Origin of the sequence: Paenibacillus lentimorbus NRRL B-30488 (assembly GCF_000411595.1) — a bacterium.
GTDB classification, from domain to species: domain Bacteria; phylum Bacillota; class Bacilli; order Bacillales; family Bacillaceae; genus Bacillus; species Bacillus velezensis.
Map to the genome: position 1 here is coordinate 112,604 of NZ_ANAT01000030.1, position 13,686 is coordinate 126,289.

Sequence of the window (13,686 nt, forward strand, 5' to 3'; positions counted from 1 at the left end):
CAGAGGTGTTGGCAATGGGAAAACGACAGCCTATTTCCCAGCGTAAACTGCTGGGCGTCGCCGGTTTAGGGTGGCTGTTTGATGCAATGGATGTCGGAATATTATCGTTTATTATCGCCGCGCTCCATGTGGAGTGGAATCTGTCGCCTGAAGAAATGAAATGGATCGGAAGCGTCAATTCCATCGGTATGGCAGCGGGTGCGTTTTTGTTTGGTTTACTGGCTGATCGAATCGGCCGCAAAAAAGTGTTTATCATTACCCTTTTGTGTTTTTCCATCGGAAGCGGCATTTCCGCTTTTGTAACGAGCTTATCAGCATTTCTCATTCTTCGTTTTGTCATCGGGATGGGGCTTGGCGGAGAGCTTCCAGTCGCTTCAACACTTGTTTCGGAAGCGGTTGTGCCTGAGAAGCGCGGCAGAGTGATTGTGCTTCTGGAAAGCTTTTGGGCCGCGGGCTGGCTCGCAGCGGCACTGATTTCTTACTTTGTGATCCCAAGCTTCGGCTGGCAGGCTGCCCTGCTGTTAACCGCGCTGACTGCTTTTTATGCGCTGTACTTGCGGACAGGGCTGCCTGATTCGCCGAAATATGAGTCGCTTTCTGCCAAAAAGAAATCGGTGTGGGAGAATGTCAAAAGCGTCTGGGCAAGACAGTATATAAGACCGACTGTGATGCTGTCGATCGTGTGGTTCTGCGTGGTGTTTTCTTATTACGGCATGTTCCTATGGCTGCCGAGTGTCATGCTGATGAAAGGCTTCAGCATGATTCAAAGCTTTGAATATGTCCTGCTGATGACGCTTGCTCAGCTTCCGGGCTATTTTTCCGCTGCATGGCTGATCGAAAAAGCGGGCCGGAAGCGGATACTCGTCATTTACTTGATCGGTACGGCAGGGAGCGCCTATTTCTTCGGAACAGCTGATTCCTTAGGCCTTCTGCTTACGGCTGGCATGCTGTTATCGTTTTTCAACCTTGGTGCGTGGGGCGTGCTGTATGCCTATACACCAGAGCAATACCCGACAGCGATTCGCGCAACAGGTTCAGGAACGACAGCGGCGTTTGGAAGAATCGGCGGCATCTTCGGCCCGCTGCTCGTCGGAACGCTCGCAGCCCGCCATATTTCGTTTTCGGTCATCTTTTCAATCTTTTGCATTGCCATCTTACTTGCGGTTGCTTGTATTTTGATTATGGGGAAAGAAACAAAACAAACTGAGCTTGAATAAGGAAAGCACCTCGCGATTGAGGTGCTTTTTTTACATGTGCGCCCGGGCTGAGGATTGGCGATTCCCGGTTGTCTGGTAGAGCGTCATCGACAGGATGAATAGAATGGCTGTAAATCCTGTAACGGCTCCGAAATGGTGTGCGCTTTGATATAAAAAACCTGCAGCACATGTGCCGACAGTGGTACCTGCATACATAGCGGCATTGGAAAGGGAAGCGATAGTTCCTCGCGCATTCGGTGAAATGGCTTGAAAGACACCCATCATTAACGGAAAGATGATGCCAGCTGTAAAGAACGTGAGAAAAAAGCTTGTTTCTACAAAAAATAAGTTAGGCAAGAAAGGAAGAGCGAAATAGAGAGCGCCCATCAGCAGCATGCCGCCGATCAATGTTTTAATCATGCCCAGCTTTTCTGAAATCCGGCTGCCGATCAGGCTTCCGAGCATATTTCCAAGTCCGAGTACAAGCATAGCGGCGCCGATTTGCGACACGGTTAAATGATAATCCGCAGAAAGCCAAGTGCCGAGAAAGCTGAACGACGCGAAATTTCCGGTTTGAAAGAGGAAATAGGCCAGCAAAATGACCGCTGTTTTCGGCAGCGAAAACAGCTCCCGATATGGAGCGGCAATTGACGTGCGCGCTGTTTGTTCAGAAGGTCGAATATCAGGCATAACAGCTGCCAGGATCAATAGAAGAATAAGCGAGCATGCTGACAAAACGAAAAGGGAGTATGCCATGTAAAGGAGGCGAAAAACCCTCCGATCGGCAGTCCGAGCATTTGTGAAGCGGCCAATCCAGCTGTCGCAATCCCCATGCTTTTCATGATCTGAGAAGGCTGGACGAGGATAGGGATGGACGCCCAAATTTGAGGCGTCACAAACGCAGCGCTAACGCCTGCGGCAAAACGGAACAGGCACATGGCGGCAAAAGAGGGTGCGATGCCGCATAAAAACGTGGATACAATAAAGCCTGCAAGTCCCCACAGCATGACTGTTTTCCTGTTAAGCCTGTCTGAGACCGGACCCGCAATGAAAGCGAACAGCGCATAACCGAGTGCATAAGCACTGACCATCCAGCCTGACAAATCGGTAGAGACATGAAACTGATTCTGTAAAAGCGGGAGAAGCGGAGAAAGTAAAAAAGTATCCGTGCCAATGACAAACATCACAGTGAAGAAAAGCCAAATACGATTCAAATGTTATCACTCCTATAGTTTTATAATTTTGAAACTATGAAACAGATATGTATAGAGAAAACCCTTTGTTAAAGGGTTTCCAAAAAGCCGGGCAGGTATGTTTGAAATGTGTCTTCCCGCAGGCGGACGTATTTTGTCCGTGAATTTTTCCGGGTTGCCGTTAATCCCGCTTCCCGCAGCGTTTTAAAATGATAGGATGCTGTGGTTTTGACAATATCGCATTTTTCACCTACTTCACCGCAGCTGAGTTCTTTTCCGCTGTAATAAAGCGTACGAATAATGGCAAGCCTCGATTCATCAGACAGTGCTTTAAAGATTTGGGCTCTGATTTGATCATCTGATTGTTTCATAGTCATGAAACTATAATACATAATGGGAGGTGGAAAAGCAACTTATTTTTCCAGTAAAGGAGAACAATTATAGAAAAGAGAGGAATTAAGTTCCATTAAAAGCGCTTTCAACTATAGGTGAGCGAAATATCACCTGTAAAATACAATCATAAAGGAGTATAACAGAGTATTTAGAAGCATAAATAAGGTCAAACGGCCACAGGGATGTTTATAAAGAAATGGTACAGAATAAAAGGAAATATGCTGTTTGTGGGGATGTTACATAAATGTTACGTTAATAAAGATTGCTTAATATGGAGGGAAAATATGAGTGTAGATGAGAAACCAATTAAGATAAAAGTCGAAAAAGTCTCTAAAATTTTTGGGAAACATACAAAGAAAGCAGTTCAGATGCTTGCCGACGGAAAGACAAAAAAAGAGATCCTGAAAGCGACTGGATCAACCGTTGGGGTAAATCAAGCTGATTTTGATGTATATGATGGTGAGATATTTGTCATCATGGGTCTATCAGGGAGCGGTAAATCAACGTTAGTACGGCTGTTAAACCGGCTTATTGAACCGACTGCCGGAAATATTTACATTGATGGTGACATGATAACAAATATGTCTAAAGACCAGCTCCGGGAAGTACGCCGGAAAAAAATCAGCATGGTCTTCCAAAAGTTCGCTCTGTTCCCGCACAGAACGATACTTGAAAACACAGAATACGGACTGGAGCTCCAAGGCGTCGACAAAAAAGAGCGTGAGCAAAAAGCGCTTGATTCGCTTAAACTTGTCGGTCTTGAAGGCTTTGAACACCAATTCCCAGATCAGCTCAGCGGAGGAATGCAGCAGCGTGTCGGACTTGCCCGCGCATTGACGAATGACCCTGACATTCTTCTGATGGATGAAGCTTTCAGTGCGCTTGATCCGCTGATCCGCAAAGACATGCAGGATGAGCTTTTAGACCTTCATGACTCTGTCGGCAAGACGATCATCTTCATTACGCATGATCTTGATGAAGCATTGCGCATCGGCGACAGAATCGTGCTGATGAAAGACGGTAACATCGTTCAGATCGGGACGCCTGAAGAAATTCTGATGAGCCCGTCCAATGAATACGTTGAGAAATTCGTTGAGGACGTTGACTTATCCAAAGTTCTGACAGCGGGCCACATCATGAAGCGCGCTGAAACTGTGCGGATTGACAAAGGGCCTCGTGTAGCGCTGCAGCTCATGAAGAATCTCGGTATTTCTTCTATTTACGCCGTTGATAAACAGAAACAGCTTCTCGGCGTCATTCACGCGGCGGATGCAAAAAAAGCGGTAGAATCCGACTTATCGCTTCAGGATATTTTAAATACTGAATTTACGACTGTGCATGAAAGCACATACTTAACGGAAATTTTCGATGTCGTGTCTGATGCGAATATTCCGATCGCCGTCACGGACGATAAGGACCGCATGAAAGGCATTGTCGTAAAAGGCGCATTAATCGGCGCGCTTTCAGGAAATAACGATTATATAAATGTTGAAGATTCTGCTGAACAAGCTCAGGATTCTTCTGTTCAGGGGGTGAAGTAAATGGACAGATTGCCTAGAATTCCGTTAGCAGATATCGTTGACCGGTTTGTTGACTGGCTTACCATGACGTTCGGAGGTTTCTTTGACGGAATCTCAAACGGTTTGGCCGCTTTCGTAAACGCGATTGTGAGCGGTTTGGGTTTCATCCCGTCTATTTTATTGACTGTTATTTTTGCAGCTCTCGCTTGGTGGATCAGTACGAGAGGAATTGCACTCTTTACGTTAATCGGATTCCTTGTTATTGATTATTTGGGTTATTGGTCGCCGATGCTGCAAACGTTGGCGCTTGTCGTCACATCTGTTTTGATTTCCATTATTATCGGGGTTCCGATCGGCATATGGGCGTCTCAGAAAGAAACGGTCCGCCGCATTGTCACACCGATTCTGGATTTAATGCAGACCATGCCGGCTTTCGTATACCTGCTGCCTGCAATTTTCTTCTTTAATATCGGGGTTGTGCCAGGCGTTGTGGCATCTGTTATTTTCGCGATGCCTCCGACGATCCGCATGACGGTTCTCGGTATTAAACAGGTTCCGGCTGATCTGATTGAAGCGACGGAAGCATTCGGTTCAACGACGTCTCAGCGTCTGTTCAAGGTGCAGCTTCCGCTTGCCACAAAAACAATTCTTGCCGGTATTAACCAAAGCATCATGCTTGCTTTGTCAATGGTCGTTATCGCGGCCATGGTCGGTGCGCCGGGCCTCGGTTCTGAAGTATACAGCGCCGTGACACAGTTGAAAACCGGTGTCGGAGTGGAAGCGGGTATCGCGATCGTTATCGTAGCGATTACACTCGACCGTATCACGCAAAACATTAAAGTGAAGAAGAAGAGCAGGGGGAATGCCTGATGCTTAAGAAAATCATCGGTGTCGGCGTTACCGCTGCGCTGGCTCTTTCTTTGGCTGCCTGCGGTTCGCAGACTGATGGTAAGGCAACGGCTGCGGACCAGGTGAACAAAACCATTATCGGTATTGATCCGGGATCGGGGATCATGGCCCTGACGGATGAGGCCGTGAAGGATTACGGATTGAAAGACTGGAATGTCGTCACGGCCTCAAGTGCTGCCATGACGGCGACATTGAAGAAATCATATGACCGGAAAAAGCCGATCATCGTAACGGGCTGGACGCCGCACTGGATGTTCTCCAGATACAAGCTGAAGTTCCTTGATGATCCGAAAAAAACGTACGGAACTGCCGAGCAGATTCATACGATTACAAGAACCGGCTTCAGTAAGGAACAGCCTAACGCGGCCAAAGTTCTCAGCCAGTTCAAATGGACGCAGGACGATATGGGAGAAGTCATGATTGCTGTTGAGGAAGGCGAAAAGCCGGCCAAAGCCGCAGCTGAATATGTGAAAAAACATAAAGACCAAGTGGCTCAATGGACAAAAGGCGCCCATAAAGTCAAAGGGGATAAAATCAACCTGGCTTATGTGGCATGGGACAGTGAAATCGCAAGTACGAATGTAATCGGAAAAATATTTCAAGACCTCGGCTATGACGTGAAGCTGACGCAAGTGGAGGCAGGTCCGATGTGGACTGCGATTGCGACAGGCAGCGCGGATGCGTCATTGTCTGCTTGGCTTCCGAATACCCATAAGGCATATGCGTCTAAATATAAAGGTAAATATGAAGATGTAGGAACGAGTCTGACAGGCGTCAAGATGGGTCTGGTCGTTCCTCAGTACATGAAAAATGTCAATTCAATTGAAGATCTGAAGAAGTGAGGAAAAGCAGCCCTGTAACGGGCTGCTTTTTTTTATGCTTCAAACGATTTGAGGACGGCGGCCGTTAATATCTCAACGCCAGTAAAGATGGCGCTTCGGTCAAATGTCATTTGGGGATGGTGAAGTCCCGGCTCCAGCCCGCATCCTAGGCCGAGCATCGTCGTTTTCAAGTTCGGCACCTTTAACCCGTAAAAGTGAAAATCCTCTCCTCCGGTTGTCACAAGGGGTTCATCCACATGTTCTTCTCCGAGAATGCTGCTGATCGCAGATGCCATGATGGCTTCCGCCTCCTTGTTTCGCTCGGCTGCCGGGAGGCTGTGTTCTTTTTGCAGTTCGATTTTTGCGCCGAATGCGGCAGCCGCCGCCTCACAGGCTCTTTCGGTTTCGGCGGTTAATTTCTCCATGGCGGCATTGGTTTGTGCGCGGAGATCAAGGCTGAACGATGCTTTTCCCGGAATGATATTGGAACTTTCTCCGCCTGCCTGAAGCTTTGTCATCTTCACGGAATGCGGGATGCCGGGATCAAGATGAATGAAGCTGAGTTTTTGGACGAGAAGAGCGGCAATTTCGATACTGTTAAGCCCGAGATGCGGTCTCGCGCCGTGGGCTTCTTCTCCGATAATCAGGCCTTCTATATGCCGGCTTGAGCCATGCAGAATGGACGGTGCGCATCGGCCGTTTGCCGTTTCCTGTACGGGGCGCACGTGTACGCCATATAAGAAGTCAACATCATCCAGTACGCCTTTTTCAATCATTTTCAGCGCTCCGCCGCCTTTTTCTTCAGCCGGCTGAAAAATAAAGCGGATGGTGCCCTTCGGAAGCTTCGGCTGACTCTTTAAAAGCATCATCGTGCCGAGCGCCATCGTCATATGTGAATCATGTCCGCATGAATGGTTCGCCTGAAAGACACCGTCCACTTCCTGCCACAGCGCGTCAATATCCGCCCGGACAGCCACAACGGGCGAGCCTTCTCCGATTTCGCCGACAACACCGGTGCAATCATCAAATGTACGGATTCGGCAGCCGGCCTCTTTCAGTTTTTCAGTCAGATATTCAGTTGTTTGATATTCTTTCCAGCTTACTTCGGGATTGGTGTGCAGGTGGTCAAAAATGTCCATAATGACTTGCTTTTCATGCGCTGTGAGTCTGTTCATGCCGTAAGTCCTCCTTCAAAAGCTGTCTGTTTTTTATTTTTTGATATTGAAAACAGGCAATCGGTCTGTATATAATATAGCACATATCTGTATTTTCTGAATAGTTTATAAATTTAAAGCGGGATGGTGATGTTATGGCTGTGCCGAAGGCCGAACCTGTATTGAAAAAGAAGAAATTGTTTGTGATGCCTGATGCTTATGTGCTGCTGTTCATTGTCGCTTTACTATGCGCGATAGCATCGTACATCGTTCCCGCGGGGGAATTTGACAGGGTGACAAAGGGCAGTGTGACGTCCGCCGTCCCGGGAAGTTATCATTCTTTAGACCAGTCTCCTGTCAGCCCGATCGCTTTTTTTACCGCGATTCAGGAAGGGATGACAAGTTCCGCGCCGATTATTTTTTTAATCCTGTTTACGGGCGGCACCATTGCGATTTTGGAGAAAACGGGCGCCATCAATGGATTGATCAGTAATGTCATCAGTACGTTCCGCACCAAACAGCTGCTGTTTATTGCGATTGTCGGATCTCTATTTTCGATCCTCGGCACAACCGGCATCGTCGTTAATTCCGTGATCGGTTTTATTCCGATCGGCCTGATCGTCGCCCGTTCGCTGAAATGGGACGCCGTGGCCGGAGCGGCCGTCATTTATATCGGCTGCTATGCCGGGTTTAACGCGACGATTTTATCACCTTCACCGCTCGGGTTATCACAAAGCATCGCGGAGCTGCCGCTGTTTTCCGGCATCGGCCTGCGGATTGCCGTCTACATTTGTTTTCTGCTATCATCTATTTTATATATTTATCGGTATACGAGAAGGCTCAGAAAAGCAAAGGACGCCAGTCTGCTGGGGAACGATTGGTTTCCGGCGGCAGGTTCAATCCCGCAGGCTTCCGATCCGGAGGACAAGCCAGCCCCGTTTACCGTCCGCCATAAATTGATTCTGGCTGTCGCGGCTTTGTCGCTTGTCGGCTTTTTATACGGCGCGCTTACTCTTGGCTGGTCTGATTCAGAGATGGCCGCCGTGTTCATTTTTATCTCAATCGTGTCAGGCCTGATTGCGGGAATGGCGGCAAATGATATCGCAAAAACGTTTATTACAGGCTGTCAGGGCCTCGTTTACGGCGCGCTGATCGTCGGAATGGCGAGAAGCATTTCCGTTATTCTGGAACACGGAAAGCTGCTTGATACGGTAGTCAATGGACTTGCGTCACTGCTGCACGGTTTCAGCCCGATGGCAGGCGCAATCGGAATGTATATTTCCAGCGCCCTGCTTCATTTTCTGATATCATCGGGCTCAGGGGAGGCGGTCGTATTTATTCCGATCTTGGCGCCGCTTGCCGATCTGATGGGCATCACGAGACAGGTCGCGGTTGAAGCGGTCATGCTCGGAGAAGGCGTCGTAAACTGTGTCAATCCGACTTCCGGCGTGCTGATGGCCGTACTGGCTGCCAGCGGCATTCCGTACGTAAAGTGGCTTCGCTTCATGATTCCGCTGGCGCTGATTTGGTTTGTCATCGGCCTCGTGTTTATCTGCATAGGCGTCCTGATCAATTGGGGTCCTTATTAAACATTTTGTCAATGATATTTCGGTTTATCATTATGAATCGGCAAGATATAATGGGAGTTGTAAGCCATTCTTAATAGTACGGGAGGAAGTCATGAATCAGCGTCGGAACGGACTTTCAAACGTGAATGGAAAGAGTGAGAGTGTGAAAGAGAAAGAACGAATGATTTGGTCAGAAGTCGGAATGCTTGTGGGCACACTGTCTTTGCTTGACATCATCGTACGCGGACTTGTTCTGAACTGTCCGTTTAGGGAATGGGCCGGAAGCTTGGCGGTTTTCTTCATTATAATTGTTTATTATTGCATCAGGGCGGGAGCGTCGGGAATGCTCATGCCGAGAATAGACACCAAAGAAGAACTGAAAAAGCGGGTGAAGCAGCAGCGGATAGATTCAATTGCGGTCACTTTTGCGGTGGCGGCGCTTACGATGTACGACAGGGGGTTTCCCCATACATTCTTTGCTTGGCTGAAAATGATCTTTCTTTTTATCGTCTGCGGAGGCGTTCTGTTTTTGCTTCGGTATGTCATTGTGAAGCTGTCTTACAGAAGAGCGATAAAAGAAATAAAAAGAAATCATCTTGACAGGTGGTTTCTTTTTTGTTTGAAAGCGGGAAGTCTTTTGATTTGATAGGAATATAGATTTGAATTCACTCTGTCACGTTGCTTTGATAGAGAGAGTGTGATAAGTTGAAATGTAAGCGTTAACAGAATTCTCCAGTCTTCACAACAGTTGAAAGGAGCTGAAGAAAGAGTAAGAGGAATTTTTGACTCCGCAGTCAGTCTTCAAAAATGAAATAAGGAGTGTCAAAAATGTTTGAAAAACGATTCAAAACCTCTTTACTGCCGTTATTCGCCGGATTTTTATTGCTGTTTCATTTGGTTTTGTCAGGCCCGGCGGCTGCAAACGCTGAAACTGCAAACAAATCGAATGAGGCGGCCGCGTCATCGGTCAAAAACGGGACCATCCTTCATGCCTGGAATTGGTCGTTCAATACGTTAACACAAAATATGAAAGATATTCGTGATGCGGGCTATGCAGCTATTCAGACGTCTCCGATTAACCAAGTAAAGGAAGGGAACCAAGGAGATAAAAGCATGAGGAACTGGTACTGGCTGTATCAGCCGACATCGTACCAAATCGGCAACCGTTACTTAGGCACTGAACAAGAATTTAAGGACATGTGTGCAGCCGCGGAAAAGTATGGCGTAAAAGTCATTGTCGATGCGGTTATCAATCATACCACCAGCGATTACGCCGCGATTTCTGACGAGATTAAGCGTATTCCAAACTGGACCCATGGAAACACACAAATTAAAAATTGGTCGGACAGGTGGGACGTCACTCAAAATTCATTGCTTGGGCTGTATGATTGGAATACACAGAATACTGAGGTGCAGGCCTATCTGAAACGTTTCTTGGAAAGAGCATTGAATGACGGAGCAGACGGGTTCCGCTATGATGCCGCCAAGCATATAGAGCTTCCGGATGATGGGAATTACGGCAGCCGATTTTGGCCGAATATCACAAATACATCGGCGGAGTTCCAATACGGAGAAATCCTGCAAGACAGCGCTTCCAGAGATACTGCTTATGCGAATTATATGAATGTGACGGCTTCTAACTATGGGCATTCCATCAGATCCGCTTTAAAGAACCGTAATCTGAGTGTGTCGAATATCTCCCATTATGCATCTGACGTGTCTGCGGACAAGTTAGTCACATGGGTGGAATCACATGATACGTATGCCAATGATGAGGAAGAGTCCACATGGATGAGTGATGACGATATCCGTTTAGGCTGGGCAGTGATTGGTTCCCGCTCAGGAAGCACGCCTCTTTTCTTTTCCAGACCTGAGGGCGGAGGAAATGGTGTAAGATTTCCCGGAAAAAGTCAAATAGGAGATCGCGGGAGCGCCTTATTTAAAGATCAGGCGATCACCGCGGTCAATCAATTTCACAATGTAATGGCCGGGCAGCCTGAGGAACTCTGGAATCCGAATGGGAACAATCAAATATTTATGAATCAGCGCGGCTCAAAAGGCGTTGTGCTGGCTAATGCAGGATCGTCTTCTGTCACCGTCAATACTTCAACGAAATTGCCTGACGGCAGGTATGATAATAGGGCCGGCGCCGGTTCATTTCAAGTAGCGAACGGCAAACTGACAGGTACGATCAATGCCAGATCCGCGGCTGTTCTTTATCCCGATGATATTGGAAATGCGCCTCAGGTCTTTCTTGAGAATTACCAAACGGGGGCAGTCCATTCTTTCAATGATCAGCTGACGGTCACCCTGCGTGCAAATGCGAAAACAGCAAAAGCCGTTTACCAAATCAATAATGGGCAGCAGACAGCATTTAAGGATGGAGACCGATTAACGATCGGGAAAGGAGATCCAATCGGCACGACATACAACATCAAGTTAACCGGAACGAACGGCGAGGGTGCAGAGAGAACCCAAGAATACACGTTTGTCAAAAAAGACCCGGCCCAAACCAACATCATTGGCTATCAAAATCCGGATCATTGGGGCCAGGTAAATGCTTATATTTACAAACATGATGGAGGCAGGGCCATAGAATTAACCGGATCGTGGCCGGGGAAAGCAATGACTAAGAATGCAAATGGAATTTACACGCTGACGCTGCCTGCGAATGCGGATACGGTTAATGCCAAAGTGATTTTTAACAATGGCAGCGCCCAAGTGCCCGGACAGAACCAGCCCGGCTTTGATTATGTGCAGAATGGTTTGTATAACAACTCCGGTTTAAACGGTTATCTTCCGCATTAATGGATAGGGCTATCATTACATCAGCGTGCCGGCAAACCCTTGCTTCTGGGAAAAGGACAGCGCATCTTCAATCACGCTGAAAAGATGACAACATCCTAAAACGGTTCCGTTTTAGGATGTTGTCATCAATCTGGAAACCATCACCGATATTTTTTTGTCCAAAAATCAAACTTTTCTCTTGCAAAAGTTTGTGAAGTATTGCACAATATAAATGTGGAATACTTCACAAGTTAAAAACAGACACCACGAAACACTGGAGGATGAGCATACATGATGAACGAACGAGTGAACAAAGTAGCATTAATCGGAGCAGGTTTTGTTGGAAGCAGTTATGCATTTGCGTTAATTAACCAAGGGATCACAGATGAGCTTGTGATCATTGATGTAAATAGAGAAAAAGCCATGGGCGATGTCATGGATTTAAATCACGGAAAGGCATTTGCGCCTCATCCGGTCAAAACGTCTTACGGCACATATGAGGATTGCAAGGATGCCGATATCGTGTGCATCTGTGCCGGGGCCAATCAAAAACCGGGCGAAACGAGACTTGAGCTGGTCGAAAAAAATCTCGCCATTTTTAAAAGCATTGTCGGTGAAGTAATGGCAAGCGGATTTGACGGCATCTTCCTCGTTGCCACAAACCCGGTCGACATTCTCACTTATGCGACATGGACATTCAGCGGCCTGCCGAAAGAACGCGTCATCGGCAGCGGCACGACACTGGATTCTGCGCGATTCCGTTATATGCTGAGTGAATACTTCGGCGCCGCTCCGCAAAACGTACACGCCCACATTATCGGTGAGCACGGCGATACCGAGCTCCCTGTATGGAGTCACGCCAATATCGGCGGAGTGCCGGTACAGCAATTGCTGGAGAAAAATGCAGCTTACAAACAGGACGAGCTGGATCAGATCGTTGACGATGTGAAAAACGCGGCCTACCATATTATCGAGAAAAAAGGCGCGACATATTACGGAGTGGCGATGAGCCTCGCCCGCATCACAAAAGCGATTTTGCGTAATGAAAACAGCATTTTAACCGTCAGCACATATCTGGACGGCCAATACGGTGTAAACGACGTCTTTATCGGCGTTCCGGCCGTCGTCAATCGGAACGGCATCGCAGGCGTGACGGAACTTGAGCTGAATGAAACAGAACAGGCTCAATTCAGCCGCAGCGCACACGTGCTGAAAGATATTCTCGCTCCGCATTTCGCTGGGTGAAACTTAAACTGAACTATCCAAATATATGTGGTACTAATAACCCCCAAGGGGGAGACAAAATAAAACACCTTTATGTTGTAACTAGATATATATCTAAAAGACAACATTGAGGTGTTTTTTTATGGCGAAATGAAAATGCTAATCAAGTGGTATCATAACAGGAAAACCAGTACATTCGTCAGAAAGGCTTTTTCAAACATAAAAGTTTTGTTAAATGAGTAGTATCATCAGTTTTTTCCATAAGTATAACGCTTGTTTTAGATGCACTCTATCAATTCCTTCCTCCTTAGACACCAGCGTTCCTCTTAATGATCAGGACAGCAGCTTATATCAATGTGAGATAAACTAAAAAGGCAGACTGTTAACAAGTACCTAAAGAGGAATGCCCATTGTTAATGCCCCCATAGAACCCTTCCACTGATCATTAAAATTTAGATCAATTATTCTTAAAGAAATCTGTGAACACTGTGACCGCAATCGTAGAGTAACTTGCCACAATTTTTTGGCTCAATTTGCGTTTATATAATAGGTTTTTAGTGTTAATACGTTCTTTGCAATTACTAGTGAGGTACGAGACATATATCGAAGCGGGCTCGGAAATCTGGTAGCCGCAAACATAGCTGATTAGGGTAATCGTAAAACTTATTTTCAGGATAGTTAGAGTCAGTTTGATTCCTGATCATATTCGTATGGACATTTTGATGCAGATTAGATTACCGGATAATAGATTTATTATTATTCTGTAATATAAAAAAGTTAAAAATAAAATTGTGAAATAGAATATATGCTTAAACAGAGCGGTATAGTTGTAACTCTTCTTAAATATGAATTTTTATGATAGTTAAATTTAGAATAGTAATTAATAGTTGTTCTTTTTTATGAATCAAATTAAATGCATAT

General features: G+C 46.6%; 10 protein-coding genes and 1 pseudogene. 8 read left to right on the top strand and 3 right to left on the bottom strand.

Features of this window, described 5'->3' with window-relative positions; translation table 11 throughout:
- Nucleotides 1-14: 14 nt before the first annotated feature.
- Entirely contained in the window at nt 15-1,217 is a 1,203-nt protein-coding gene (niaP, locus tag D368_RS15445; RefSeq protein WP_101562676.1) for a niacin permease NiaP, read from the top strand.
- A 30-nt stretch (nt 1,218-1,247) separates the two neighbouring features.
- Here niaP and D368_RS15450 read toward each other — a convergent pair.
- Nucleotides 1,248-2,410: pseudogene (locus tag D368_RS15450) on the bottom strand (MFS transporter).
- A gap of 68 nt (nt 2,411-2,478) precedes the next feature.
- The gene (locus tag D368_RS15455) at nt 2,479-2,781 is read right to left on the bottom strand and encodes an ArsR/SmtB family transcription factor (protein WP_094247261.1); all 303 of its coding nucleotides are present in this window, start codon (nt 2,779-2,781) and stop codon (nt 2,479-2,481) included.
- A 285-nt stretch (nt 2,782-3,066) separates the two neighbouring features.
- On the opposite strand from D368_RS15455, the gene opuAA reads away from it, so the two are divergent.
- The 3 genes from opuAA to D368_RS15470 are packed head-to-tail and all read left to right on the top strand — an operon-like array spanning nt 3,067 to nt 6,053.
- Entirely contained in the window at nt 3,067-4,323 is a 1,257-nt protein-coding gene (gene opuAA / locus D368_RS15460; protein WP_071392161.1) for a glycine/proline betaine ABC transporter ATP-binding protein OpuAA, read from the top strand.
- Nucleotides 4,324-5,172: a glycine/proline betaine ABC transporter permease subunit OpuAB gene (gene opuAB / locus D368_RS15465; protein ID WP_003156639.1), complete on the top strand. Its 849-nt coding sequence runs from the start codon at nt 4,324-4,326 to the stop codon at nt 5,170-5,172.
- Entirely contained in the window at nt 5,172-6,053 is an 882-nt protein-coding gene (locus tag D368_RS15470) for a glycine betaine ABC transporter substrate-binding protein (protein WP_128574961.1), read from the top strand. Before opuAB ends, D368_RS15470 begins: the two co-directional genes overlap by 1 nt.
- A gap of 32 nt (nt 6,054-6,085) precedes the next feature.
- On the opposite strand, the gene D368_RS15475 is transcribed toward D368_RS15470, so the two are convergent.
- Nucleotides 6,086-7,207, bottom strand: a complete 1,122-nt coding sequence (locus tag D368_RS15475; RefSeq protein ID WP_128574962.1) for a M20 peptidase aminoacylase family protein — start codon at nt 7,205-7,207, stop codon at nt 6,086-6,088.
- Nucleotides 7,208-7,341: 134 nt separating this feature from the next.
- Here D368_RS15475 and D368_RS15480 point away from each other — a divergent pair, with 134 nt between their 5' ends.
- The 4 genes from D368_RS15480 to D368_RS15495 all read left to right on the top strand — a co-directional run bounded on the left by D368_RS15480 (nt 7,342) and on the right by D368_RS15495 (nt 12,786).
- Nucleotides 7,342-8,775 (top strand): YfcC family protein, encoded by a 1,434-nt coding sequence (locus D368_RS15480; protein ID WP_128574963.1) that lies wholly within the window; start codon nt 7,342-7,344, stop codon nt 8,773-8,775.
- Nucleotides 8,776-8,866: 91 nt separating this feature from the next.
- A complete protein-coding gene (locus tag D368_RS15485) occupies nt 8,867-9,400 on the top strand; it encodes a DUF6773 family protein (RefSeq protein WP_128574964.1) in 534 nt (177 codons plus the stop codon).
- Between the two features lie 182 nt (nt 9,401-9,582).
- Nucleotides 9,583-11,562 (top strand): alpha-amylase, encoded by a 1,980-nt coding sequence (gene amyE, locus D368_RS15490; protein WP_128574965.1) that lies wholly within the window; start codon nt 9,583-9,585, stop codon nt 11,560-11,562.
- A 270-nt stretch (nt 11,563-11,832) separates the two neighbouring features.
- Nucleotides 11,833-12,786: an L-lactate dehydrogenase gene (locus D368_RS15495; protein WP_065180922.1), complete on the top strand. Its 954-nt coding sequence runs from the start codon at nt 11,833-11,835 to the stop codon at nt 12,784-12,786.
- Nucleotides 12,787-13,686: the final 900 nt, after the last annotated feature.